Genomic DNA, 23,851 nt, shown 5'->3' on the forward strand with positions numbered 1-23,851 from the left:
CCTATCCCTCCATCGTCTGTAGCATCGGCGTCGGTTCGGCTTTCTCGGCACGCCGCGCGCGAATATCAGCGCGGACGATATCGATCAGATATTGGGCAAGCAGCACGACGTCGCGATTGACATTCTGGACCGCGCGCCAGTTCCGGCGATCGCCGTCGGCAAAGGCCCATTCGCCTGACGTCCAGGCGGTTTTGCCGCGCAGGCACTCAAGGCCCAGTTCGAAATCGTCGCGCGTGCGCGCATCGTCGAGATCGAACAACACTTCCATCACATAGCCGAGCGCCATGATGCCGGCGCCGTGAACGAGGCGCGATGTCTTCGGATTATGGCCCTTCCAGTCGGTGGCAAACACGTTGCGGACCGCTTGATAATAGTCTGCGATGAGGACGAGGCAGGCGTCGCGGCCATCGGCGCGGCGCAGCAACGTCCGCATCGCACCATCGTTGACGCTGTTCATGATCACGCGTTGAATCGCGGTATCGCGAATGATGCCCACGGGATTGGTGTGCTGGTGAATAAGCCCGCGGAATGGCGACCAGGGATCATAGTTGAGCGCGGCGGTCAGTTCGGCGGCGAAGGAGCGCTCGGCGAGGCGGTGCGGCAGCCCCTCGACCTGCGGTAACAGTTCGTAAATCAGCGACTTGGGCAGCGGCTTGGTGCTGTTGATGAGCACAAATTGGCGGCGCAGTTCAGCCTCGTCCTCGCACGCCACCGCCGAGACGAAGACCTCGAAATCGCGTTCAACCTGCATCAGCGCCGAGAGCCGCTGCTGGCCGTCGACGACCAAACCGGGCGGTCCGCCTTCGACGTCGATCGCGATCGTGCAGCGGCCGTTCTCGTCCATATCTTCGATCGTCAAATTCCTTGTGAACGCGATGACGAGCGGATTGGGAAGGATCGCATCCTCGGTTTCGAGATAGTCGCGAATCTCGCGAATATGCCCCGCGACCTGCGGGCGCTGGAATCCGGTGAGCACCCCTTGGGCGTCACGAGCGACGCGGTCGATCGAGGCGAAGCGCAGGACGTCAGAGGCGCGCGCTGCAAATGAGAGGACTTGATGCCGCTCGCTCTGGCGGGCTCGGATCGCCGAAAAGCGTAGGATCGACATCTTGGTTTCCTTTCAGTTCGAGGCCATCGACGAGACCGTCGAAGACCGTCATATTATGCATGCCGCGCCGCTTGTTGCGGTTGCTCGCGCGGAAAATAATTACCTCGATCGACGCCGTCCGGCAGATCTTGCAGCGGCATTGGGTCCACGGGCGTTCGGCCAAGGTCCGATAATAGCGCTCGCGCAAGGTGCCGACGCTCTTCGAGCCGGGCAGGCGCTCGATCGGTGCCCCAAGCGTCGCTGGGACCGAATAGGCCAGCACCGCGTCGAGCGTCTCGTTCAGATCGGCGTCGTTCTTATCGTAGCGGCGCAGCGCGCCGAGCGCTGCCTTTTCAAGCGCGACCAGTTCTTCTTGGCGCAGCGCACCCTGTTTGACGAGTCCCATCAGGCGATTATTCTCGAGCGCCTGTGGCACCCGGATCGCGGTATAATAGCGCAGGCTCCCGTCGCCATTCGGCAGATAGTAATTTTTGGCGGCATCCTTGAACGCGCGGATCATCGGCGAGGCGGTGTCGAAACTGGTGATCGCGAAGTTGGTGAAACTCGCGATCTCGTCGGCGCGCGCGAACCCCAGTACATGGAGGCGGGTCGCTGCGGGGATCGCGTCGCGGATCGCGGCGACGCACGCGCGAAGTTGCGGCGTTTTCAACGGCACGGTGCCGCCGACCGCGAGATAATCATAGCCCATCGCCACGAGACGGCGCGCGGCCTCGGCCATGCTCGGCGGCGACCACCCCTGGATCACCCCTAGCGGGGTGAAGCGCGCGCGCATCGGCGCGGTCGCGCGTAGAAATGTCTCTGCATTGGCGAGCGTTATGTCATAGCGCTCGCGCGATTCAGGCGAGCCGCCGTTCAAGCCGCTGACGCTCTCGTCATTTTCGAAAATGATATGGTCGACCGAGCAGCCGTGGGTGAAGCCGACATCGTCGTAAAAAGCGGCAGTATCCTCGGACGAATAGGGCGGCAGCGCTTCTTTGTGATAGCTGAACGCGCCGCAATCGCCGAAGATCGGCAGGTCACGCAGCCCGTCGCGATCGAGGCGCAGGAACGCGCGCGCGCCGACGCGGCGGAGCCTCATCGCCTGGGCTTCGCTATATTTGCCGCCGACGGCGTGCCCCCCGACGATCGCGCGCGAGATGAGCATGCCCTTGTACGGTGCGCGGTCGAGAATCTCGTGCGGATAGAGGTCGTCCCAATAGGGCTTGCGCCCCAAAGAATTGCTGTCCTTGACGAAATCATAGCCCGGATCGACGACGTCGAGGCTGTCGGCGTAAATGAACCTCATTTGCTGATCCGCGACAGGCGGCGGTCGAGCAACATCAGATGGTCGCGCAGGCGCGTGATATGCTGCGGGGTCGACATGACCTCGTTCCACGCCCAGCCCAGTTCGTCCCATTCACCCTCGATCCAGCGGCAATAGGGGGCGATGCGTTCGAGCGAGGCGCGCACTTCGGCGCCCGGGTCGCTCATGCCGTCGGCGCGGATCATGATTTGGTCCATCAGCGCGCCGACGGTCCGGATGCCCGCCGAATGCATCAGCCGGCTATCCTCGGGCGGCTTGCCCCAGGCGTCGGGGAAGGCGTCGCGCACCGCCGACCAATATTGGACGAGCGCGCGATACATCGCGTTCGTGTCGCCCGAGGTGCCATTGCCTTTATGCTGGCCGAGCGCCCCCGACGCGTCCTTGAGGCTGCCGGCGATCGCCTTGGTCAGCGCCGAATCGGTGATAACGCCGCCTTCGCCTTTGACCGAGGGGCGGCGCAGCAATCCGTAGAAGGGCGACTTCGGGTCTTCGGCCAGTTCGCTGCACAGCGCGCTCGGCAATTTTCGCGCGGCGAGGTCGCGCGGCAGGACGACACCCACCTCGGGCAGCAATTCGTCGATCAGTCGCGCCGACAGGCCGCGCACCTTATTCACGAGGATGAACTGCTCGCGCAGCGTGCGCAGGTCGCGACTCTCGAAGCCGACGACCGGCACGACGATATCCTTGCTCTTCGCCTGCGCGAGCGCGAGCGAGCGCTGCTGCCCGTCGACGATCCACGCCACCCGGTCGCCCTCGGGCAAGATCGGGAGCTTGAGAACGCCGCCCTGGCTCAGGTCCGCGCAATCCCTGGGCGGCTTGCCGCCGTTGAGTTGGAAGCTGACGTCGGGGGCGAGCGCGAGAATGATCGCGTTCGGGAACAGCGCGGGGCCGGCGTCGAGGAAATCGACAATCTCTTTGACGTGGCGCTTGATCTCGGGGCGCTGGAAGCCCTTGAGCTCGCCATTGTTGCGTTCGAGCCGCGAAATATCGGCGATCCGGGCGATGTCGGCGCCGCGCAGGAAGAAGCTGTAGACGGCGACACCGTCGCCCTGGACCGCACGCGTTGCGCGCACCTGCACCATTTTAATCGCGTCGGTCATTATCCCGCCTCCCGTTCGGTACGCATGTCGCGCACCAGCCGTGCAAACCGGCCCTGTTCGCACGCGACGCCGAGTTCATCGCGGAAGATGCGCAGCATCTGGGATGTCTTGCCGCCGGCGCGGTCCCAGATCTGGGTCACGATTGCGCGGATCTCGGCATCGCTGCGCCGCGCGCCGCTGTTGATGGGCGACGCCTGCCAGTGCGCCAGTGCCCGCTCGACTGCGGCGGCATGGCCGGCAGCGTCCGCCGTCTCGCATCCCGGATAAATCTCGGCGGCAAAATGGAAGGCCGCGCGCGCGACAAAATCGGAGCGTGTTCCCGCGTGGCCCGCGCCGCCTCCGAGCCGGTCGTCATAAAGCAAGGTCCAGGGCAGCAACGACGCGAGCAGCCGGCCCGGACGCTGGACGATGCGCAGATGATCGCGCTGATCAACAGGAAGCGCGAGCAACTCCTCCTCGATCATCTCGAGATACGCGCGCGGCAGCGCGACCACAACAAGACCCGCCGAAACGGCGAGCGCCTCGGCGAGGGGAGTGGCAAAGCGCGAGTGGGCACCGAGCCAGGTCCACCAGTCGCGCGCACCCGCACCGCCTTCGATCCGCGCAAGGACATTGTCGCCGCCCTCGACCACCGACATGCCATAGGCCGGGATTGGCGTGTCAGCGCGTACCCAGCCCAGTCCCGCCGACGTGAAGAGTAGGTCGGCGCCCAGCAATTTGGCGGCTTCCTCGGCACTCCGGACGCTGCGACCACAATAAAGATCGCTCGCGGGCGTGCGTGGCAGCGAGGTGATACGCGCCATCCAATCCCGTCCCACGGCCTCGATCGAACCGCCCGCAAGGTCGGCTGCCCGCATTCCGGGCAAGACACGCTTGCGATTTGAGCAGGCGGCAATCAGGAGCGGCATAGCGCGAGAACTACTTTCAGCGGGATTCGGTTTGATCGCTATAAACAGCAGCGATGGTGACCGCCAGAGTGAATAAGTGGAAAGAACATAAAATCACATTCGCCGATAAACCTGGATGTTCGAGATTCAAAGTGACTCACTTATTGCAATCGCACTGCGGGGATCTGCAATATCCGCGGGACGGGAGAGACAGGGACAGCGCCGTCTGCGTTTGCGAGCACGTTCTCTAAACCTGCGGTTCGACAATCGGCCGGCTTTGTTCGCGTCTCCCGGTACGAAATTGGCTTTGCTGGCTATGCTTTGAGAGCAGCCGAAACTTCCTTGAAGCGGTCGCGTTCAAAGACTCTATGTCGACCCTTGGTCCTGCCCTTGAACCGCTGTCGAGGCATGACGATATGCTGGGTATGAGACAGGAAACTTCCAAACTCATTTTCCCAGCGTCTCGCGTATGGAATCGCGAGGCTGCGCGTACGCGGATGCCGATCGACGTCCCCGGCGGACCGCGCAAGGGCGAGGTGGCCAACATGCTGGCGACGAGGACGCGAAGCGGTGAAACCATCGTTGAGGTTACTTGGAAGGTGGAGGAGCAGGCGAACCTTTCGTCTCATTCTTTCCGCTACGAGAATCCCCGGCTGGCGCTCGACGCCGGTTGGGAGTTAGGCACGGCCTATGAAGAGGACGTGGCATTTATGGAGCGGGAGACACTGAGGCGCGCGCAGCTAGTTTCGCGGGGCCGCACTCCATAGTATTTCGTTGGGCAGGATGTTCCAGGGCCCGCTGACCCTAGCCTGCCGCCCCGAGTTCTCGTCGTTGCGCCAACTGATGAAAATCAATTCTGGAGCATATCACTAAGCGCCGAGAGAAGCACGTAGTCCGCGTTAAAACTATGCGACGGATGTCTGCATTCCCTGCTTTATCCCCAAAAGCGGCCTGGCCGGCCAGATTTGACTATGTGCTATCGAGGGGAAATGCCGACGGCGATCGCGTTCCGAATATGGTGAATTTCCGAGCAATCGCTATACCGGCAATCCGGCTTGGAATTGTCCCGGCTGACTAAATGGAGATACGTATGAACCACGCCGAACTGTCGGATAGCGTTGCCGCATCGCTTGGCTTGAGCAAGGCCGATGCCAAAAAGGCGGTGGACGCTGTTTTTGCGGCGATCACCGATGCGGCCGCCAAGGGGGACGAAGTTTCGGTCAACGGGTTTGGAAAGTTCAAGGTCAAGGCAACTCCCGCACGCGAAGGCCGCAACCCTTCGACCGGCGAAACGATCCAGATCAAAGCGGCGAAAAAGCTGACCTTCGGTCCCGCCAAGGCCGTCAAGGATCGCCTGAACGGCTAATCGAACTTGCGTCCCGTCGGCCCTCGCCGACGGGGCCAATCCTTCAATCGAGACCCACCGGCGAGCGAAGTTTGAGGTCAGTTTCTTGCTCCTCTGAAACCTCGGCAGCCGTGTCCGTTTGCTCGGGCGGTTCGCCAATTTTGCTTGGCTCGGAAATATTCTCCTGAGCTTCGATCTTTTCGCTGCACCCCGCGATCAATGCTAGCACCGGTGCCAGCAGCAGAAATCTAGTTCGCATTGCCACCTCCGCATCTGCGGTGCGATCGTCGGAATGTGCCGGGGTCGCCGCATGGTCGGAGAATCCGCGGGAGACCTTTTGGTTCCCGGTCACCAGCCCACCTTATTTTGCCACGTCCGCAGGCGTGTGTTTTGCCGCATTTCCACCAGCAGTAACACTTGACCCAGATGGTTTATTTCGCGCTGGGATGCAGACGCTCCCTTACCCGCCATCCCGCCTCCGCTAGCTTCGAATGTTCACTTCGTCCAATTGCGATACAAAACTACAGTCCGCTGACGGACAGGTTCAACGGCGTTGTACCCGTTCGCACCGATGCAGCGAAGTCGGCGGAAACAGGGCGCTGGGCGGACATGGCTCCCATCTCAAGAAAATCACCCGCTCCAAATCGATTCTTACGGCTGACTTGCCGGCCCGGAAGAGCTAGCGTGCCGCCGCTCGAGGGGGTCGTGAATGCATGTTATGCTTTTGGGGGCAGGCGGTTTTATCGGCCGGCACATACTGGTTGAGCTACTGGCTGCCGGACATGAGGTTACGGCCGTTGTTCGCAAGCCCGACAGCCTCGCGGCGGCTTTTCCGCAGGTCCAAGTGCTGGCGCTCAATCTTGCCAGGGAGACGGACCCGAGGGCTTGGCATTCACGCCTTGCTGGCATCGATTGCATCGTCAATGCGGCCGGCAATCTGCGCGGCGCTGAAATGGAGGCCGTTCACACGCTGATGCCCAGGGCCCTATATGCCGCGGCAAACCTGGCGGGGGTCAAACACGTCCTTCTCATCTCCGCGATCAGCGCCCGTCCCGATGCCGGCACCGATTATGCCGAGACCAAGCTCGCGGGAGAGGAAGTCCTTCGTGCGTCCGAGGTCGCCTGGACGATCCTGCGCCCGTCGCTGGTCTATGGCGACGGCAGCTATGGCGGCACTTCGCTGATGCGCGGCCTGGCAGGGCTGCCGTTTCTCATCCCCTTGCCCGGAAAGGGCGACTTTACCTTTACGCCCATTCACGCGCGAGACCTTGCGTGCAGTGTCGCGCTGATTTGCGAGGATTCTCGCTTCTTCGGAAAGACGCTCGAACCCGTGGGTCCCGACACGCTCGATCTGCGCGATCTTCTGGCGCGATATCGTGCCTGGCTGGGGTTCGGACCTGCGCGTTTCATGACCGTCCCGATGCCGGTCATGTTTCTTCTGGCGCGGGTCGGGGACATCGCCGGGGACGGCCCCATATCGACCAACAGTCTCAAGCAGATGATCGCGGGCAATTTCGGCGACAGCGAGGAATATGTCAGCGCCATCGGCTTTGCACCGCGCAGTCTCGACGATGTGCTGCGCACTCGTCCCGCCGAAGTGCAGGACCGTTGGCACGCAAGGCTGTTTTTCCTCGCCCCCGCGATCCGCGCCGTGCTTGTCCTGCTCTGGCTCGTATCGGCATGGTTGGGTTTCTTCCATGGTGCTGCCGCCACCCATGCTCTCGGCGATGCATTCGGCCTGCCGCCGGGCTGGGAAGATCCGCTGCGGCTGGGCGGCAGCTTCGCCGACATCGGGGTTGCCATGCTGATTTTCCTCGACAGGGATGCTCGTTGGAGCACTCCGATCCAACTCGCCGTCGTTGCCGGCTACACGCTCGTCATCGGGATCGGCTTGCCGCAGCTGTGGTTCGATCCGCTGGGGCCACTGATCAAGAACATCCCGATCCTGCTGCTGGTCGCTGTCCATGGCATCGTGGGAAACAGACGCTGATGGACAGCTATTTGATCGCCAAGACGTTGCACATCATCAGCAGCACCATCCTGTTCGGCTTCGGCGCGGGCACAGCGTGGTATTTCTGGAACGCGCACCTCAGCCGCGATCCCGCGACGATTGCTAGGGTGGGTGCCATGGTCGTGCGTGCGGACTGGATCTTCACGGGCGCCAGTGGGATCGTGCAGCCCGCCAGCGGCCTGTGGCTCGTCCATCTGACGGGCCATCCTTTGGACAGTTCGTGGCTGATAGTGACCTACGGGCTCTACGCCTTGGCTTTCGCTTGCTGGGTCCCGGTGGTCCGGTTGCAGATCAAGGCACAGCGACTGGCCGCCGCCGCGTTCGCGAAGCGCGGCGCGCTCGGGCCGGACTATGAACGGACGATGCGTCTTTGGTTCGCGCTCGGGTGGCCGGCCTTTCTCGGCCTGACCGCGGTGTTCTGGCTGATGGTTGCCAAGCCGGACTTGTGGTGATCGAATCGGCCGCCAGCTGCAGAGGAGCCGCGGTTCAATTGCCGGGTGAAAGCAACTCCTCGAATGCCGCCGAAAAGGCGGAGATCAGCCTCGCGGGTTGCTCGAGCGGGATCAAATGACCCGACTGCTCGATGATAGTCATCGCCGAGCCCGGAATCTGGTCGTGCAAAGTCCGGCTCTCCTCGATGGATCGAAGTTCATCCTGCGCGGCGGCAACGACCAACGTCGGGCAGGCTATCTCCCGGAGCCGCTCGGTATCATCGTCGCGCCGAAGCCGGGATTGGCGCTCGAAGACCTCGCCTCCCAGCCTGCTGCTCATGCGCTGTACGCGAGCGATCAATTCATCGCTGCGATGATCGGGGTGGAGCGACCTTACGACGGCGCTCCGGCTGAGCTCGCGAAAGCCGGTTCTGCCGACGGGAGTTGCTGGCTGCGGCGTGTTGCTTCGCGAGGAGGTCGCTACCAAGGCCAGGCCGCGGATGCGGTCGGGCGCTCGATAGGTGATTTCTCGCGCCACATAGCCGCCCATCGAAAATCCGATGACGATGGCCGGACCGGTCAGCGACCCAGTCGCTCGTTCGGCCATTGCACCGATGGAGATGTCCCGCGCGGTGTCGACATCGACAAGATGGCCGAAGCGCGCAAGCGCAGGACGGACGTCGGACCACATTTCTGCATCGAGCATGAAGCCGGGCACGAGAAGTATCTGCATGGGCTCGCATTGGCACGAGCGGCCTGACGCGTCACGCGTCAATCGCTCGTACCGAAACGATCTTCCTGCACCGCTCGTCGCGGCAAACTCGCGGAGCCGGTTTTTGCTTTTCGGGACTAAAACGGCCGGTCCGCGATTGGCAAACCGCGACAGCGCCGACGCGGCTTTCCCCAATCCGAGTTCGCGTATACTGCTCCCCAAATGACCAGAAGTCCTTCCATCTCAGAGCGCGTCGAGGCGCTTGTCCGCCGCATGGACGGCACGCCTTTGTGCGACGAATGCATCGCAGACCGGCTCGAGCTCTCCTCGCCTGCACTCGCGAGCGTTGCAGCGAGTTCGGCAAGCGGCACCGCCGGATTTGAACGACTGCGAGGGCCATGCGGACTTTGCGGCCAGTCGGGACATCTTGTCCGTCACAAGCGCTAGGACCGGGCTGGCCGCGGCATGATCGAGCGCGGCTCGATTGAGCGTGCGCTGGCGCCGGCAGGCGGCGCCAGGGTCCGCGTCTGTCGTGGGGCCGAGCGGCACGCTTGGCTCGTCATCCTTGCCGGGCGGCGGCTGGCCCACAGGCCCGCGCGCACGCCGCCCGGCCGCGGCCTTGCCAAGAGCGCGCTTCCTTTCGGAGCTTCGCGCCCTTTTGCCGCTGTCATGGATCATCTGGTTTGTATCGCGCCGGGGTCCATATTAGGGCGGAGAAATGATCAGCCTGTTTCTGCTCGCCTTCGTTGTTCCCGCCGGCCAATCCTTCACCTGCACGCCGGTCGCGGTCTGGGACGGCGACGGTCCGATCTGGTGCGCCGAAGGGCCGCACGTCCGTCTCTCGGGCGTCGCGGCGCGCGAAATGGACGGCAGTTGCAGTCCGGGCCATCCCTGTCCGTCCGCCGATGCGCTTGCGGCGCGCGATCATCTGGTTGGATTGCTCGGTGAGCTCCAAGGACGGAACCGAACCGGCCACATCCTTGTTCGCGGACCGGCTATGCGCTGTGTATCACGCGGCGGGGCCGGCGGCAGCCGAACCGCCGCCTTCTGCACATCGCCCCGCTCGGGTGATATCTCCTGCGCCATGGTCCGTAGCGGTCTTGCGGCGCGATGGGACAGATATTGGGGTTCGCATCGCTGCGACTGACCGGGCACGTTTTAGGCGCGGCGGTGGGGGAGGCGCGTTATCGCGGTCGTCCCTGACCGCGGGATGGACGTGGGCCACTTGCCACGGTCGCTCATGGCCTTTCCCTTCCTGTCGCCCTTCTGCGGGCCCGGCTCGCCTCGGGCCGTCAACCCCATGCGGGGTTCGCCCTCGCTGCCGCTCGGTGACGGCAGCTCGCGGTCCCTTCTTCCGGCGCCATCGGGAAAGTCCCCGAGCAACCGAAGGAGAAAGTTCATGCCCACCATCGCAAACCTCAACGTCAAGGCCGACGGCAGCTTCGAAGGCACGCTGGCCACCCTCAACGTCACCGCGCCGATCTTGATCGTGCCCAATGGTCGCAAGACCAAGGAAAACGAGCCCGACTATCGCATCCTCAGCCGCAAGAATGGCTTCGAACTCGGCGCAGGCTGGAAGCGCTTCTCGCAGAGCAACGGTGCCGAATATGTGTCGGTGACGATGTCCGCTCCCGAATTCGGGACCATCTACGGCAACGTCGCCAACGCACCCGGCGACGACCCGATGAAGAAGGTCATCATCTGGAACCCGCCGGCCTGACGGGTTCCCCGGCTCCGCCTCAGGGCGGAGCCGATCGCTTCAAACTACAAAGGGGCGGTCCGACGGGCCGCCCTTTTTTGCTGCCGCGGACGTCGTAAGCTTCCGGGCCCGCATTGCCGTGCTTTTCTTTCAGGGATCGGAACAGGACGACCAGTACGCCATGCTTTCGCGCGCAAGAAGACCGGCGCGTCGGGGACGGAAAGTGTCAGCGATGGGGCCGGGACGCGGCGGCGAAGCGGAGTGGCGGGGCGGGGGTGGGGCTCTGCCGCATGGGATCGGCCCATTCCCGCTCTCGATTGCCGCTAATCCCTTGGCCAAGGCCAGGCCTCCCTCAATCAACCCGTGAAGGGTCCCCACGCTTCGCTCGGGCCGCGGCTTCGCGCGCGGTGATTGCGGCCTGTCCCCGTCCGGCGGGGCGCCTGTCGAGCGGGAATTCAAGCTCGTGACGCTCGCGGGCTTCGTCCTCATCCCCTTCGCCTTCTTCGGGCGGACGGCGTTTATGGCCGAGCGCGTGCTTGGCCATATCATTTCCTCAGGCATCAAAGTTTTGGTGCTCGCGGTCATCACCGGCATCGGGACGACCTTGTTCGACCGCTTCCTCGATGCCGGCATCGGTCCTGAACCCGATATCGAGCAGGCGATGGCGATCGCGCTCGGGGCGCTGACGCTTCTCGGTCTCGGCATTTTCGGACCCAGCGTCGCCAATGGCATCGTCGCGGGCGGGCCGCAGCTCGGAGCCGGCGCCGCCGCAGGGACCACGGTCGCGGCGGGCGCGACCTTGGCCGCCGGTGCAGCCGGTGCGACGCTCGCGGGGGGAGCGGCGGTGACCGCAGCGCGCGGCGCTGCCGCAGCTGGCGCGCGCGGTGCCGGCGGCGCCTCGGCCGCCTATTCCGCGGGAGCAGCCGGGAAGAGCGGTGCGGAAGCGGTCGGTTCCGGTCTCGCCAATGTCGCGCGGAATGCCGCGAGCGGCGCCGCATCGCCGCTCCGCCGCGCCGCGGAAAAGCTGCGAGCGAACTTCGAGGCCGGGAAGGACGGGGCCGCCGAACGCCCTGCGGCCGCGCGGCCTGCAGACAGCCCGCCTGCTTGGGCGGCCGCGATGCGCCGCCGGCAGATGATGACGCAGGGCGCCACCATCGGCGCCCACACTCTCAAGGGCGGCGACAGCCATGGCGGCGGCTCGGTTCCCGACATCAGCGAAAAGGACTGATCATGTTCAAGAGACCCACGAACCATTATGGCCGCGCGCCCGAGCCGGTCACGCCTTATCAGCGCGCGGCCCAGGTCTGGGACGACCGCATCGGGTCGGCGCGGGTGCAGGCGAAGAACTGGCGGCTCGCCTTCTTCGGTTCGCTTCTGCTTTCGGGGGGGCTCGCGTGCGGCCTTATCTGGCATTCGGCCCGCGGCACGATCACGCCCTGGGTGGTCGAGGTCGACCAGCTTGGCGAGGCCCGCGCCGTCGCGCCAGCGGACGAAGATTATCAGCCGACCGACCCGCAGACCACGTTCCACCTTGCCCGCTTCATCGAGCATGTCCGCTCGATTCCCGCTGATCCGGTCGTGCTGCGCAAGGACTGGCTCTCGGCCTATGACTTCACCACCGCAGCGGGCGCGCAGGCGCTCAACGATCATGCGCGAAACAACGACCCCTTCGCAGAGGTCGGGAAAGTCCAGGTCGCGGTCGATGTCTCGAGCGTGATCCGCGCCTCGAAGGACAGCTTTCGCATCGCCTGGACCGAGCGCCGCTATCAGGACGGCCGCCTGATCGAGACCTCGCGCTGGTCGGCCATTCTCACCGTCACCCATGTGCCGCCACGCACCCCCGACGCGCTCCGCCGCAATCCGCTCGGCGTCTTCGTATCCGCTATTTCATGGTCAAAGGAGCTCAGCCAATGAACGCCACTTTCCGAATTCCCCTGCTCGCTGGCGCCGCCGCATTCGCGGTGATGTCGCCCTTGAACGCTGCCGAAACCCGCGATCCCAGGCAGAATGTCGGGCGTGCCAATGACGCCGCGCGCGTGCAGCCCGATCGCGCGACCTTCCTCAATGCGATTCAGAAATATGCCTGGGCCGAGGGTGCGCTGTACCAGGTCTATGCATCGCCGGGCCAGGTCACCGATATCGTGCTGCAGGAGGGCGAGGAGCTGGTGGGGCCGGGGCCGGTCGCTGCCGGCGATACGGTCCGCTGGATCATCGGCGATACGGTGAGTGGTAGCGGCGCAGGCCGCCGGGTGCATATCCTCGTGAAGCCGACGCGGCCCGATATCATGACGAATATCGTCATCAACACGAGCAGGCGGACTTATCATATCGAGCTGCGCGCGACACCCGCGACCTATATGGCCTCGGTATCCTGGTCTTATCCGGAAGCGGAGCTGATAGCGCTTCGGGCCGAGGCGGCGGAGCGCGCACGGGTTACGCCGATCGCGGCCGGTGTCGATCTTACCGCGCTCAATTTCCGCTATCGCCTGTCGGGCGACAAACCCGACTGGCGGCCGGTGCGGGTCTTCGACGACGGGCGGCAGCTCTTCATCGAGTTCGGCGAGGATATCGCGACGGGCGAGATGCCGCCGCTCTTTGCCACAGGCGCGAAGGGCGAGGCCGAGCTTCTCAACTACCGTGTCCAGGGGCGCTTCATGACCGTCGACCGGCTGTTCGCGCGCGGCGAGCTTCGCATGGGTGCCGGCCGCGCCGCGCGCAAGGTGGTGATCGAACGCGTCGGACGCGATCGGGGTAACTCGTGAGTGCGCCCGAACGCGAGGACGAGATTGCGGCTGAACCCGCCGCGCTCCCTCCCGCAGGGGGTGAACCTTTGCGGCTGGGCGCCGAACCGCCCAAGGTGATGCGACTTTCGCGCAAAGCGCTTGCAAGTCTGGGTGGTGCGGCTGGTTTGGCGATCGGCGGCACGCTGCTTTTCGCGTTCCAGCCGGTGACGCCGAAGACTGCCGACAATCTCTACAAGAGCGACCGGGCGAACAGGTCCGAGCTCGTGACCGGTGCGCCCGGCGACTATGACAAGGTCCCGAAACTTGGCGAACCGCTCCCAGGCGATCTCGAGCGGCCTATCCTTGCCGCGCACGAGGAAGTCGAGACTGTCGCCATGGCCGCGATCGGCGCGCAGCCAGCCGACCCGCGCCTCGCGACGACCGAGCAGGCCCGTGCACGGGCCGCACAAGAAGGCGACAGCGCCCGTGCCAGCCAGATATTCCTCGGCGCAGCATCATCCGTCCCTTCGCCGTCGCCGCTCCTTGGGGATGCGGTACTGCCGGCTGCGCCCGGCAATCCGCAAGTCGCTCAAGCTGCCGCCGACAAGCGAAAAGACTTCCTCAGCGGTGGTGGCGTGCGGCCGATGGAGAGCGCGGCGCGGGTGGTCGCGCCCTCCTCGCCCTATGTCATCCAGGCTGGCGCTGTGATCCCGGCCGCGCTGATTACCGGCATCCGGTCCGACCTGCCGGGACAAATCTCGGCGCAAGTGACACAGAATGTCTATGACAGCCCTACCGGTCGCATCCTGCTCATTCCGCAGGGCGCCCGGCTGATCGGCGACTATTACAGCGAGATCGCTGACGGGCAGAGTCGTTTGCTACTCGCATGGGACCGACTGATCCTGCCGGGCGGCCGCTCGATCGCTCTCGATCGCCTGCCCGGCGCCGACGCGGCCGGCGTGGCCGGGCTCGCCGACCGGACTGATTATCATTGGGGCCATATGCTGAAGGCCGCGCTCGTCTCGACCCTGATGGGCGTCGGGGCCGAGCTCGGTGCGAGCGATGAAGAACGCCTCGTTCGGGCGGTGCGGAGCGGGGCGCAGGACAGCCTCAACGAGACGGGCCGACAGCTTGTGGAGCGGCAGCTCGGCATCCCGCCGACGATCATGATCCGGCCCGGGTTTGTGCTGCGCGTCATCGTGGCGCGCGATCTCATTATCGATCCGCAGGAAGGAGGGGTAAGATGACCAAGCTCAGGCTGGGACCGGTCGCCGAAGAAAAACCCGTCAAACTCACGATCGAACTGACGGGGCGGCTCTTCCGCGAATTGTCGGATTATGCGGCCGTTCATGCGCGGGAAACAGGACTAGCTGAACCCCTATCGCCGGAACGCATTGCTCCCCCCATCATCGAGCGGTTCATCGCCAGCGACCGCGGATTTGCGAGCGCGCGAAATCGCCGGTGACGGGAGACCGCATTGTCGTCTCGGCGCTAGTGGGTGACCGCGTACGCCTGTTGGCGAGTTGAGGACGACGGTGGTGAAGCTTACGACAGCAAACCATCGTCGAACGATCCCCAATCTAGGGGCGCGGACATCGCGTTAAATCTCCGGCTTGTTCCGCTTTCGGCTACACAGCAAGCCGCACACTGACACTATTGGCGCTTAGTCTGCCCTGATACCCGAGACCCGACAGCAAAGGGAGATCAGCGTGCGCCATATTCTCGTAGTGAACAGCAGCATCTCGGGGGAAATATCGGTATCGCGGCTCCTGGTCGATCATGCCGTAAAATGCCTGGTCGAGGCTTATCCCGATGCGACGGTCACATTCCGCGATGTCGGCAACAATCCGATACCGCATCTGGTTGCCGAGAGCGTTGCAGGTGTCCGGGGCGTGGCCAATACGGCGGCAGAGCGCGCCACGCGGGCTATGTCGGACGAGTTGATCGCTGAACTGCGGCAAGCCGATTTGATCGTGATCGGCGCGCCGATGTACAATTTCAGCATACCGACGTCTCTGCGCGCCTGGTTCGATCATGTCCTGAGGCCGCGCGTCACCTTTGCGTACGGCGATAGCGGGGCGCAGGGGCTGGTCGAGGGTAAGCGCGCCATCGTGATCGAACCCAGAGGCGGCGTCTATTCGGAAGGGCCAGCGTGCGCGATTGATTTCCAGGAGCCCTATCTCCGACAGTTGCTCGGCTTCATCGGCATTTCCGAGGTCGCCTTTGTTCATGCCGAAAAGATCGGCTATGGGCCCGAAGTACGCGATCTGGCCCTCGCGAATGCAAAAAAGCAGATCGCGGATATTGTCGAGGGCATCGACACCCCCCTCGATAATTCCGTGTCTCCAGCGGTGCCGCCGCCCGCGGCAGCACCCGATTTCGAAAACATCATGATGGCAAATCTCTCGCGCGTGTTCGGGGAGCGGGATGCCTCTCGCCGAATCCTGGCGATCCGCGAAATCTACGCTGAAGATGCCACCTTGTATGAGCCGGATCAGTCAGCGCATGGCCATGAGGCCATCTCTCAGGCGGTCACCGACTTGCTTTCGCAGCTTCCCCCCGATTTCGCTTTCAAAGCCGTCCGCCCGGCACAGGGACACAATGGCGTCGGTCGCCTGCAATGGCAGGGCCGGTCGCGGGACGGCTCCGTGGCTGTGAGTGGGCTCGATGTCGCGCATATCGAGGCGGGGCTCATTCGCTCGCTTCATGTTTTCCTCGATCAGCCCGGACGCTGATCCATAACGCTTACGGGTCGAGGCCAATGGATGCGGCTGGTCCGCATGGCTTCGGGCAGTCTTTTTTATTCGTTTTCGAACGCGCGGAGACAAGGTTTGGTCCGGCGCAAAGCCAGTTCTATCCCGCGGCCGGTCCGGTTGCATCCTCGAAGCACTCGATCAGCATTTCGGTGAGCAGCCGCACCTTGCGCGCGGGATTTTGTCCCGGTGGGCGCACGACGAATATCCCCGCTGGCCGGATAGGATAGCGGGTCATGATCGGGACAAGGGCACCCGACGCGATATGTTCGTTGATCAGCCCGTCGGGAAGATAGCCTATGCCCAGTCCCGCCAGAGCCGCGGAGACGAGCGCCGTCCCGTTATCACCCTTGAATCGCCCTTGGGCGCGGATGGTAACGACCTTTTCGCCATCCATGAACTGCCAGCTTTCGGTCCCTTGCAGCAACGCCTCATGGCCAAGAATTTGCTGGGGTGTATCCGGCGCGCCGTGGGTTTCGATGTAAAGGGGGCTGGCCACGAGTTTGCCGAAGAGCGGCCCGACGCGCCTTGCGACCAGGTTCGAATCCTGCAGATGGCCAAATCGGATTGCGCAATCATAACCCTCGGCGATGATATCCACGAAGCGGTCGCTGTAGCAGGCGTGCACATGAAGTTGGGGATGGCGCGCCGCCAACTCCGCAAGGACCGGAGCGATATGGGTCGGCCCGAATGACAGGGGCGCGGCCACACGAAGACGGCCACGCAATTCGCCCGCGGGCATGATCGTTTCCCTGGCAACGTCAAGCTCGGCACAGATGCGTGCTGCGTGATCGCGGAACGTTTCCCCGGCCTCTGTAAGCGCTGCGCCGCGGGTGCTCCGCGCGAGCAGCTGGACACCCAGATCTTCTTCGAGGCGTGCAAGCCTCCGGCTGACGATCGACTTGGCAACGCCGAGCCGCCGGGCGGCAGCAGTAACCCCCCCGGCGTCCGCAACCTCCACGAAGGTGCGCAACGCTTCAATATCCATCGGTGTTCCCAAACAAGCAACAAAGCATCCCAGCTTCTGCTGCTACCGTATCGTGACGGGGGGTGGCAATGTCCTCCAAGGCCGAGGTGCTGAAAACGTGCTTCAGAACAAATGACCGCATGAAAACAAAAGGAAATCCGATGGCGCCATCTCCCATGCAGAGCCCGCCCTTGCTTGCCGGGGAGAGCGTGTCGCCTTCGCGGCGCGGCTTCATCGGCGGCATGGCCGCATTCGGATTGGGCGCGGCGCTCGCGCCCGCCCTTGCTGCGGTGCCGGATGCAGCCGCCAAGAATTTCGCCCCCCTGCGCGGGTCGATGGTAGAGGCCAATGCGCACATGTTCCGTGTCGTCGAACAGGGCCGTGGCCCGGCAGTCCTGTTTTGCCACGGCTTCCCCGATACGGCGGAGACTTGGCGCAGTCAGATGGACGCCGTCGCGGGGGCAGGCTATCGTGCCATCGCTCTCGATATGCGCGGCTATGGCGAGAGCTATGCGCCGGCTGATGCGGACCTTTATACCTCCCTCCATATCGTTGGCGACCTGGTCGGCATTCTCGACGCGCTCGAAATCCAAACTGCCGCTGTCGTCGGGCACGACTGGGGCGCGGATCATGCCCAACGCGCGGCATTGCTGCGCCCAGATCGTTTCAGCGCGCTGGTCAGTCTCAGCATCCCTTATGCGCCGCGAGGCAGTGTGAACTATTGGGACCTTCTGCGCTCTCAGGGCTTGGGCGAGCGATATTATGCTCTGGATATGTTAGCGCCCGGCGCAGAACGGCAGTTCGAGCCCGCATCGCGGACAATCCCGAGCATCTTGTACTGGCTATCGGCAAGCCCGCGATCCGGGACGAGGTGGGACCCGGTCGATCCCGCAAAAAATATGCTGCGCCCGTCGCCTATTGCGGTGCCGGCGTGGGCGGACCCAGAATATGTGGCTCATACGATACGATCGTTTGAAAGAACCGGCTTTCGCGGAGGGCTCAACTATTACCGGGCGTTGCCGAAGACCTTCGACCTGACACCGGCTTTCAAGGATGCGCCGATCTATCAGCCAAGCCTCTATATCTGGGGCGAAGCCGATGGTCTCTGCCAGTTCTTCCATCCCGGGGCGCCCTCGCTCGATGATCTTCGCAAAGGGCAGCCCGGACTTTTGGACGCGATCAAGATCGAGAATGCGGGCCACTGGCTACAACATGAAGCCGCGGATCGGGTAAACAGCGAGATCTTGACGTTCCTCAAGAGTCTTTGACGGGCCGGTTCGACGGAGCAGCGTCGTCAGGTGGACGAAAGAGCGGGCCCCGTCATGCAACGCGACTGAGCGCCTCGCTGACGACCTCAACCATTTGCTCGATATGGTCCTGTTCAGCGATGAGGGGTGGTGACAGGGCGATGATATCGCCGGTCACGCGGATCAGGAGTCCGCGCTCGAAGCAATCGACGAATATGTCGTAAGCGCGGGCTCCCGGCGCCCCGGGACGGGATGCGATCTCGATTCCGGCCACGAACCCGATCGTGCGAATGTCGACGACATGTGGCGCGCCGCGCAGGCTGTGGAGGGTATCGTGCCAATGATCCGCGCCAGCTGCGGCGCGGGTGAGCAGTTCTTCCGATCGATAGATATCGAGCGTCGCGAGGCCTGCCGCGCAGGCCGCGGGGTGGCCGGAATAGGTGTAACCGTGAAACAGTTCAATCTGGTCCTGTGGCCCGTTCATCATAGCGTCGTGAACCGACCGTCGGACAAAGACGGCTCCCATTGGAAGGGCGCCATTGGTCAGCCCCTTGGCGGCCGTGATGATGTCCGGAACCACCCCGAAGTAATCCGCCGCGAACGGCGTCCCCAGCCGCCCGAATCCGGTTATCACTTCATCGAAGATGAGGAGAATGCCGTGGCGATCGCAAATCGAGCGCAGGCGCTGGAGATAGCCTTTCGGCGGAATCAGAACACCGGTGGACCCGGCAACGGGTTCGACGATAACGGCGGCGATCGTCTCGGCGCCATGAAGCCCGACCAGCCGCTCCAGATCGTCGGCCAGCTCGCGGCCGTGCTCGGGCTGCCCCCGGCTGAACGCGTTGCGCGCAGGATCGTGGGTGTGGCGCAGATGGTCTGCCCCAGGAAGCTGCGGGAACGCCCGTCGATTGTTGACGAGCCCGCCCACGGTGATCCCGCCGAAGCCGACACCATGATAACCCCGCTCGCGCCCGATCAGGCGGGTGCGTGTTCCCTGGCCGATCGCCCTCTGATAGGCGAGCGCGATCTTCAGCGCGGTGTCGACGGATTCCGAGCCCGAGCCGGTGAAGAATATCCGGTCGAGCCCGGCGCCGGGTCCTCCCGGAGCAAGTGCGGCCAGCCGCTCGGCGAATTCGAAAGCGAGCGGATGTCCCATCTGGAAGGATGGGGCATAGTCCAGCGTCATCAGCTGGCGCTCGACAGCCGATGCGATCGTTTCGCGGCCATGTCCGGCGTTGACGCACCAAAGTCCGGCAGTGCCATCCAGAACCTTCCGCCCGTCATCGGATGTGAAATGCATACCCTGCGCGCTCACGAGCTGGCGGGGGGCGGCCTTGAACTGGCGATTTGCCGTGAATGGCATCCAGTAGCTTTGAAGGTCTGGCGATCGGGAAGCGTGGGTGGACATTCGGTTCCTTTGAAGTGTGGTGAACGCGCTTTCGTGAAGTGATCAAATCCGCTCGGCTACCTTCGCGCGATAGCCTGTGAGGGTCTGTTCCAGAGCATCGATGGTAGCCGCGATATAGGCTTCGCGGTCTATGCTCGCGTCTGGAGCCTTGACCGATACGATGACGCTCATGGTTAGTTCGGATCCTCGGGCGGAACTTCGAATCCTATGGTCCAACCAAGCCAATATTCCCGAATCGGGCGCTTCGACCTTGAGCAGGAAGCGTTCGCCCGGAACCATCTTCACGACCGTTTCGGTGCGGATCATATCTGTGCCCTTGTCCATGACAACGAGGGCGGAGGCGGTTTCGGAGGGCCAGTTCCCGGTGAGGGGCGAGAAGGACTTGAGGGTCGGCCGATCTGCGAGATTAACGACCTTTTCCCAGACGACGGAACAGGGCGCATCGATTTCGATGCTAAACTCCGCCTGAACATCCATGACGTCGGTCGATCCGGCCTCCGCCGCCTGATGATCGGGCGCCATCGTCATTCCACCGCAGCATAAACGCGGCGAAAATTGGCGCCGAGAATGCCGGTGACCGCAGACGCCGGGTAACCGTGCCCGAGCATCATTTCCACGAGTTCGGATAATTGCTCCGGCTGAATGCCGGCGCTGCCGCTGGGAAGCTGCGTTCCGGTTGGATTCGGCCAACCGATTTCGGGCTCGGGCCACGGGATTATGCCATATTTTTGATATGCGTCCCTGGCGATCGCCGCCCGCATCTCAGGCGATGCCACATTGTCCGTCGCAAGACCGACATGGTCGGGTCCGACCATCGACACAAGATAGTCGATATGGCGGAACCAGCTTTCCGTGCCGGCCTCCATATCGCCGAGGAACGCGCCGATGCCGACAACGCCGATGACGCCGCCCTTGGCGGCGCAGGCACGGATCTGATCGTCGTGGATGTTCCGGATGTGGGGAACGAGATTGTAGACCCCCGAGTGCGAGAAGATCGATGGCCGATCGCTGATCTCCATCGCTTCCAGAGTGGAGCGGCGGCCGGAATGCGAACAATCAACGACCATCCCGATGCGGTTCATTTCCCGAACCAGCTTGCGGCCGAAATTGCTCAGTCCGGCATTGGCGACCTCCGCGCATCCGTCGGCGACGAGATTGCGGATATTGTAGGCGAGAAGCATGTGGCGAACGCCGAGCGCATGGAGGACTGTGAGGCGCGAGAAGTCCATGGCGACAGGCAGCGTTTCCTGGATATGAATCCCGAGTGCGAGCTGCCCCATTTGCCGGGCGCGATCGATTTCTGACACCGAGGATGCGAAACACAACCAATCGGACGCTTCGGCGGCAACCAGTTCCTTGAACCGGTGGATCGTACCGATCGTGCCCTCGTACGTCGCGGGCCAGTCCGTAAGGGTCAAGGATAGGAAGGAAAATCCTTCGCGGTAGAAGCGGCGTAGAATATCGAGATCCCAGTTTCGGTCTTCCGGGGACCAGGGCACGGTCATGTCCCAGACCGCGGACGAAGCGATGAGGTCCCTCGCCGCCGGATCGATATGGATTTTAGATGCCGTCACATGATTTTCCCGAAGCCAATGTCATTGCCAAGACGATAGAAAATATCCCGTTCCCGCCGAGCTCCATGGCCGCCTCCATTTGTCCAACGCCGCTGCCAGCCGACTGATTGGCATTTCCCGGCGATAGCTGGCGGCGGGTTTCAGCGCGTATGAAGGGCGGACTCCGGAATGCCTTTTCGGCGCAGGATTGCGTTGAATTGATCCGGCTCGGCCGTTCCCTCGGCAATCGCCTTCATCATTCTTTCCTCTTGCAACGCGTGTTCGCGCACGAGAGGCAGCAGACCCGCGGCGTCGGCGGCAGGGATGCAGATCACCCCGTCCGGATCTCCCAGGATCAGGTCTCCGGGATTGACGACCATGCCGGCGCACGAAATCGGCACGTTGATTTCGCCTGGTCCATCCTTGCTGGGCCCGCGATGGTTCACGCCCTTGGCGAAGCACGCCAAGCCGCCTGCGGACAGCTCGACCAGGTCACGAACTACGCCATCCACGACGACCCCGGCGAGCCCTTTCGACATGGCAGTGGCGCGCATCTGGCCACCGAAAACCGCCTGGTTCAGCGCCCCGCCGCCATCGATGACGAGCACGTCTCCCGCCTCGGCGATCTCCAGCGCCTTATGGATCATCAGATTATCGCCCGGCCGCGTTCGCACCGTTACCGCGATACCGCACATCGGCGAATGCCCGTGAAGCGCAGACAGGCCGATCGCGCCGATGCACCGCCCCATGCAGTCCGATGCATGCGCGGTAGGGACGTTGCGGAACGCTTCGATCACGTCCGGTTTCAAGGATGATCGGCGTGGAAGGATCTCATATCCCGGCGGCCATGGTATCTGCGCATCAAGCATGCTTTGGTTACCCTCGTTCGATTTACGGTATCTGTTCTGGCGCGTGCGTCGGGGTGCAGGGCGGTTGCTTCGGCTGGCCCCTCACAGCCTCTACTGGGTGACGCCTCGACGGCGGTCTTGAGCCGAACTCTGCATCGCGCGGCGCCCCATCACACGCGCTGAAACGTCATCGGGCGCAAGCTCCCGCCCGAAAGTTCGAGCGTTTTCGCGCCATCGCTGAATGCCAGGATCGCATCCACCGGCGTGGCCCCCTCCAGCCGCCCCCGCCAGATATTCTCGGCAATGGGTGCCAGCTTGTAGTGCGCCGTACCGAAGCGACCCTCCGACCACATTTCAGCGTTGCCGGATATGAAGACCTCAGCACCTGTCATCTCGCAGCGATATCGTCCGGCAATCGCCTGCGGATCGGTCGCGTTCGCGGGGGCCACCTTTGCGAGAATGTCGGAGTGACCGAATTCTTTCAGTTCCAATGCAGAGGGGTTGTCACGATCACCGACCAGGACGATCGACTGGCGATCGGAAACTCCCACGGCTGCAGGGTGGAGGTGCGTCTCGTCGGCAGCCGCATAGATCATGTCGATGCCGTCCACCGCGACGATCTGCTCGCCGCCGCGCTCGAACAGCTGGGCGACGCGGCCCGACTCGGTCGAACGAAACACGCCCTGCCGAATTGCGCCGGACGCCGCCGCGCGCCGCGCATCAAGCCCGGGCAGGCAGGCGTCCATGATCTGGTGCACCAGCCGGGGGGAAATGACGTCGTCCCGATTGACCATCACCACGATGTCGAAACCGGCGCCCGGAACCTTTGTCATCTGGGCATTGCCGCCAACGACGCCGCCGCTGTGATGAATGGTCGGGACCCCGCGATAATCGGAGGCGATGAGGCCCATTGCATACCCCGTCGAAACTCCGTTCGACTGCGTCATCGGCTTAGTCATAAGCCGCCATGTTTCCGGGCTGCCGACGGTCGGCGCATCCATGTGCCGGAGCCAGCGCAGCATATCATCGACCGTGGAGTAGATGCCGCCTTGCCCACTGCCTTCCAGGAAGCGATGTCCTTTCTGGAAGACGCCATTTGGCCCCTTGGCATGGAGCGTCGCCGCTCCGACGAGAAATTCAAGTTCGAACGATCGCAGCAGCGTATCGTGAAGGCCCAGGGGTTCGAAAATACGCTGCCGCAGCACGTCGCGAAACGCTTGCCCCGTGACCTTTTCGATGACCGCGGCGAGGATCACATACCCACCATTGTTATAGCTGAAGCGCGTTCCGGGGTCGGAGTTCACATCATCGACGTCGCGGTAGATCGATAGGGTTTCGGCAGCTGTGACTTGATTGCTGACCCCGCTGAACAGCGAGATGATGTCATAGGTATCGCGTAGCCCACCCAGATGCCCCATCAACTGATGCATGGTGACGCGGTGGGTCAGCGGGTGCAATTCCGGCAGATGTTGTCCCACTGGGTCTTCGAGGCTGACGCGGCCCTCCTCGGCGAGGAGCATAAAAGCCAGACAGGTGAAATGCTTGGTGATGGAACCGATCGACATGCGCGTCGCCGGAGTTAGGGCGATCGGCAGTTCCATGTTCGCCAGACCGAACCCCTTGCGGTAAACAGGTGTTCCGCCGATCGCGATCCCTACCGCGCAACCGGCCCCATGGCTCTGGTCCACATTCGCAAAAATCGCATCGATCGCCTTTTCATCGAATTCGATCCGGAATTTGTCATCGCCCATAAGCG

24 protein-coding genes and 1 pseudogene are annotated in these 23,851 nt (G+C 63.4%); 13 read left to right on the forward strand and 12 right to left on the reverse strand.

The window, feature by feature from the left end; all coding sequences use genetic code 11:
• Window position 1: 1 nt before the first annotated feature.
• The 4 genes from dbpB (HDC29_RS01135) to HDC29_RS01150 are packed head-to-tail and all read right to left on the reverse strand — an operon-like array spanning window position 2 to window position 4,314.
• Window positions 2–1,108: a DGQHR domain-containing protein DpdB gene (gene dbpB / locus HDC29_RS01135; protein ID WP_179493632.1), complete on the reverse strand. Its 1,107-nt coding sequence runs from the start codon at window positions 1,106–1,108 to the stop codon at window positions 2–4.
• Entirely contained in the window at window positions 1,026–2,393 is a 1,368-nt protein-coding gene (gene dpdA / locus HDC29_RS01140; protein ID WP_179493633.1) for a tRNA-guanine transglycosylase DpdA, read from the reverse strand. The genes dbpB (HDC29_RS01135) and dpdA overlap by 83 nt, the downstream gene beginning before the upstream one ends.
• Window positions 2,390–3,511: a DGQHR domain-containing protein DpdB gene (gene dbpB, locus HDC29_RS01145; RefSeq protein ID WP_179493634.1), complete on the reverse strand. Its 1,122-nt coding sequence runs from the start codon at window positions 3,509–3,511 to the stop codon at window positions 2,390–2,392. Before dbpB (HDC29_RS01145) ends, dpdA begins: the two co-directional genes overlap by 4 nt.
• Window positions 3,511–4,314, reverse strand: a complete 804-nt coding sequence (locus tag HDC29_RS01150; protein ID WP_179493635.1) for a hypothetical protein — start codon at window positions 4,312–4,314, stop codon at window positions 3,511–3,513. Before HDC29_RS01150 ends, dbpB (HDC29_RS01145) begins: the two co-directional genes overlap by 1 nt.
• A gap of 581 nt (window positions 4,315–4,895) precedes the next feature.
• Here HDC29_RS01150 and HDC29_RS01155 point away from each other — a divergent pair.
• A complete protein-coding gene (locus HDC29_RS01155; RefSeq protein ID WP_179493636.1) occupies window positions 4,896–5,165 on the forward strand; it encodes a hypothetical protein in 270 nt (89 codons plus the stop codon).
• A 323-nt stretch (window positions 5,166–5,488) separates the two neighbouring features.
• On the forward strand, window positions 5,489–5,764 hold the full coding sequence (locus tag HDC29_RS01160) for an HU family DNA-binding protein (RefSeq protein ID WP_179493637.1): 276 nt from the start codon (window positions 5,489–5,491) through the stop codon (window positions 5,762–5,764).
• 43 nt (window positions 5,765–5,807) lie between these two features.
• Here the strand turns inward: HDC29_RS01160 and HDC29_RS01165 are convergent, their stop codons facing one another.
• Window positions 5,808–6,095, reverse strand: a complete 288-nt coding sequence (locus HDC29_RS01165; RefSeq protein WP_179493638.1) for a hypothetical protein — start codon at window positions 6,093–6,095, stop codon at window positions 5,808–5,810.
• Between the two features lie 372 nt (window positions 6,096–6,467).
• Here HDC29_RS01165 and HDC29_RS01170 point away from each other — a divergent pair, with 372 nt between their 5' ends.
• Together HDC29_RS01170 and HDC29_RS01175 are read left to right on the forward strand one after the other, a co-directional pair.
• Window positions 6,468–7,733: an SDR family oxidoreductase gene (locus HDC29_RS01170; RefSeq protein ID WP_179493639.1), complete on the forward strand. Its 1,266-nt coding sequence runs from the start codon at window positions 6,468–6,470 to the stop codon at window positions 7,731–7,733.
• Entirely contained in the window at window positions 7,733–8,206 is a 474-nt protein-coding gene (locus tag HDC29_RS01175) for a DUF2269 domain-containing protein (protein ID WP_179493640.1), read from the forward strand. The genes HDC29_RS01170 and HDC29_RS01175 overlap by 1 nt, the downstream gene beginning before the upstream one ends.
• Before the next feature lie 34 nt (window positions 8,207–8,240).
• Here the strand turns inward: HDC29_RS01175 and HDC29_RS01180 are convergent, their stop codons facing one another.
• Complete coding sequence (locus tag HDC29_RS01180; protein ID WP_179493641.1) at window positions 8,241–8,918, reverse strand: alpha/beta fold hydrolase; 678 nt, start codon at window positions 8,916–8,918, stop codon at window positions 8,241–8,243.
• A gap of 697 nt (window positions 8,919–9,615) precedes the next feature.
• Between HDC29_RS01180 and HDC29_RS01185 the strand changes: the two genes are divergently transcribed.
• The 8 genes and pseudogenes from HDC29_RS01185 to HDC29_RS01220 all read left to right on the forward strand — a co-directional run bounded on the left by HDC29_RS01185 (window position 9,616) and on the right by HDC29_RS01220 (window position 16,054).
• The gene (locus HDC29_RS01185; protein ID WP_179493642.1) at window positions 9,616–10,044 is read left to right on the forward strand and encodes a thermonuclease family protein; all 429 of its coding nucleotides are present in this window, start codon (window positions 9,616–9,618) and stop codon (window positions 10,042–10,044) included.
• Window positions 10,045–10,296: 252 nt separating this feature from the next.
• Entirely contained in the window at window positions 10,297–10,617 is a 321-nt protein-coding gene (locus HDC29_RS01190) for a DUF736 family protein (RefSeq protein ID WP_179493643.1), read from the forward strand.
• Between the two features lie 430 nt (window positions 10,618–11,047).
• Window positions 11,048–11,824, forward strand: a pseudogene (locus tag HDC29_RS01195) (type IV secretion system protein); the annotation flags it as partial.
• A gap of 2 nt (window positions 11,825–11,826) precedes the next feature.
• Window positions 11,827–12,510 (forward strand): conjugal transfer protein TrbF, encoded by a 684-nt coding sequence (gene trbF / locus HDC29_RS01200; RefSeq protein ID WP_179493644.1) that lies wholly within the window; start codon window positions 11,827–11,829, stop codon window positions 12,508–12,510.
• Window positions 12,511–12,560: 50 nt separating this feature from the next.
• A complete protein-coding gene (gene trbG, locus HDC29_RS01205) occupies window positions 12,561–13,358 on the forward strand; it encodes a P-type conjugative transfer protein TrbG (RefSeq protein WP_257018168.1) in 798 nt (265 codons plus the stop codon).
• Complete coding sequence (locus tag HDC29_RS01210; RefSeq protein WP_373562738.1) at window positions 13,355–14,566, forward strand: TrbI/VirB10 family protein; 1,212 nt, start codon at window positions 13,355–13,357, stop codon at window positions 14,564–14,566. Before trbG ends, HDC29_RS01210 begins: the two co-directional genes overlap by 4 nt.
• Window positions 14,563–14,784 (forward strand): DUF2274 domain-containing protein, encoded by a 222-nt coding sequence (locus HDC29_RS01215; RefSeq protein WP_179493646.1) that lies wholly within the window; start codon window positions 14,563–14,565, stop codon window positions 14,782–14,784. Before HDC29_RS01210 ends, HDC29_RS01215 begins: the two co-directional genes overlap by 4 nt.
• Before the next feature lie 244 nt (window positions 14,785–15,028).
• The gene (locus HDC29_RS01220; RefSeq protein ID WP_179493647.1) at window positions 15,029–16,054 is read left to right on the forward strand and encodes an NAD(P)H-dependent oxidoreductase; all 1,026 of its coding nucleotides are present in this window, start codon (window positions 15,029–15,031) and stop codon (window positions 16,052–16,054) included.
• 118 nt (window positions 16,055–16,172) lie between these two features.
• On the opposite strand, the gene HDC29_RS01225 is transcribed toward HDC29_RS01220, so the two are convergent.
• The gene (locus HDC29_RS01225) at window positions 16,173–17,060 is read right to left on the reverse strand and encodes a LysR family transcriptional regulator (RefSeq protein ID WP_179493648.1); all 888 of its coding nucleotides are present in this window, start codon (window positions 17,058–17,060) and stop codon (window positions 16,173–16,175) included.
• 68 nt (window positions 17,061–17,128) lie between these two features.
• Between HDC29_RS01225 and HDC29_RS01230 the strand changes: the two genes are divergently transcribed.
• Window positions 17,129–18,307: an alpha/beta fold hydrolase gene (locus HDC29_RS01230; RefSeq protein ID WP_218844274.1), complete on the forward strand. Its 1,179-nt coding sequence runs from the start codon at window positions 17,129–17,131 to the stop codon at window positions 18,305–18,307.
• Window positions 18,308–18,359: 52 nt separating this feature from the next.
• Here the strand turns inward: HDC29_RS01230 and HDC29_RS01235 are convergent, their stop codons facing one another.
• From HDC29_RS01235 to HDC29_RS01255, 5 genes are all read right to left on the reverse strand, one after another.
• Window positions 18,360–19,694, reverse strand: a complete 1,335-nt coding sequence (locus tag HDC29_RS01235) for an aspartate aminotransferase family protein (protein ID WP_179493649.1) — start codon at window positions 19,692–19,694, stop codon at window positions 18,360–18,362.
• Window positions 19,695–19,736: 42 nt separating this feature from the next.
• Window positions 19,737–20,216, reverse strand: a complete 480-nt coding sequence (locus tag HDC29_RS01240; RefSeq protein WP_179493650.1) for an SRPBCC family protein — start codon at window positions 20,214–20,216, stop codon at window positions 19,737–19,739.
• Between the two features lie 2 nt (window positions 20,217–20,218).
• The gene (locus HDC29_RS01245) at window positions 20,219–21,199 is read right to left on the reverse strand and encodes a dipeptidase (RefSeq protein WP_179493651.1); all 981 of its coding nucleotides are present in this window, start codon (window positions 21,197–21,199) and stop codon (window positions 20,219–20,221) included.
• Between the two features lie 209 nt (window positions 21,200–21,408).
• A complete protein-coding gene (locus HDC29_RS01250; RefSeq protein ID WP_179493652.1) occupies window positions 21,409–22,116 on the reverse strand; it encodes an RraA family protein in 708 nt (235 codons plus the stop codon).
• Between the two features lie 149 nt (window positions 22,117–22,265).
• Window positions 22,266–23,846, reverse strand: a complete 1,581-nt coding sequence (locus HDC29_RS01255) for a serine hydrolase (protein WP_179493653.1) — start codon at window positions 23,844–23,846, stop codon at window positions 22,266–22,268.
• Between the last annotated feature and the right edge of the window lie 5 nt (window positions 23,847–23,851).

The organism is Sphingopyxis sp. JAI108, assembly GCF_013410105.1.
GTDB lineage: Bacteria > Pseudomonadota > Alphaproteobacteria > Sphingomonadales > Sphingomonadaceae > Sphingopyxis > Sphingopyxis chilensis.

Coding starts and splice junctions, on each gene's coding strand:
- dbpB (WP_179493632.1), bottom strand. CDS start 1,108: ATGTCGATCCTACGCTTTTCGGCGATCCGAGCCCGCCAGAGCGAGCGG.
- dpdA (WP_179493633.1), bottom strand. CDS start 2,393: ATGAGGTTCATTTACGCCGACAGCCTCGACGTCGTCGATCCGGGCTAT.
- dbpB (WP_179493634.1), bottom strand. CDS start 3,511: ATGACCGACGCGATTAAAATGGTGCAGGTGCGCGCAACGCGTGCGGTC.
- HDC29_RS01150 (WP_179493635.1), bottom strand. CDS start 4,314: ATGGCGCGTATCACCTCGCTGCCACGCACGCCCGCGAGCGATCTTTAT.
- HDC29_RS01155 (WP_179493636.1), top strand. CDS start 4,896: ATGCCGATCGACGTCCCCGGCGGACCGCGCAAGGGCGAGGTGGCCAAC.
- HDC29_RS01160 (WP_179493637.1), top strand. CDS start 5,489: ATGAACCACGCCGAACTGTCGGATAGCGTTGCCGCATCGCTTGGCTTG.
- HDC29_RS01175 (WP_179493640.1), top strand. CDS start 7,733: ATGGACAGCTATTTGATCGCCAAGACGTTGCACATCATCAGCAGCACC.
- HDC29_RS01180 (WP_179493641.1), bottom strand. CDS start 8,918: ATGCAGATACTTCTCGTGCCCGGCTTCATGCTCGATGCAGAAATGTGG.
- HDC29_RS01185 (WP_179493642.1), top strand. CDS start 9,616: ATGATCAGCCTGTTTCTGCTCGCCTTCGTTGTTCCCGCCGGCCAATCC.
- HDC29_RS01190 (WP_179493643.1), top strand. CDS start 10,297: ATGCCCACCATCGCAAACCTCAACGTCAAGGCCGACGGCAGCTTCGAA.
- trbF (WP_179493644.1), top strand. CDS start 11,827: ATGTTCAAGAGACCCACGAACCATTATGGCCGCGCGCCCGAGCCGGTC.
- trbG (WP_257018168.1), top strand. CDS start 12,561: ATGTCGCCCTTGAACGCTGCCGAAACCCGCGATCCCAGGCAGAATGTC.
- HDC29_RS01215 (WP_179493646.1), top strand. CDS start 14,563: ATGACCAAGCTCAGGCTGGGACCGGTCGCCGAAGAAAAACCCGTCAAA.
- HDC29_RS01225 (WP_179493648.1), bottom strand. CDS start 17,060: ATGGATATTGAAGCGTTGCGCACCTTCGTGGAGGTTGCGGACGCCGGG.
- HDC29_RS01230 (WP_218844274.1), top strand. CDS start 17,129: ATGTCCTCCAAGGCCGAGGTGCTGAAAACGTGCTTCAGAACAAATGAC.
- HDC29_RS01235 (WP_179493649.1), bottom strand. CDS start 19,694: ATGTCCACCCACGCTTCCCGATCGCCAGACCTTCAAAGCTACTGGATG.
- HDC29_RS01240 (WP_179493650.1), bottom strand. CDS start 20,216: ATGGCGCCCGATCATCAGGCGGCGGAGGCCGGATCGACCGACGTCATG.
- HDC29_RS01245 (WP_179493651.1), bottom strand. CDS start 21,199: ATGACCGTGCCCTGGTCCCCGGAAGACCGAAACTGGGATCTCGATATT.
- HDC29_RS01250 (WP_179493652.1), bottom strand. CDS start 22,116: ATGCTTGATGCGCAGATACCATGGCCGCCGGGATATGAGATCCTTCCA.
- HDC29_RS01255 (WP_179493653.1), bottom strand. CDS start 23,846: ATGGGCGATGACAAATTCCGGATCGAATTCGATGAAAAGGCGATCGAT.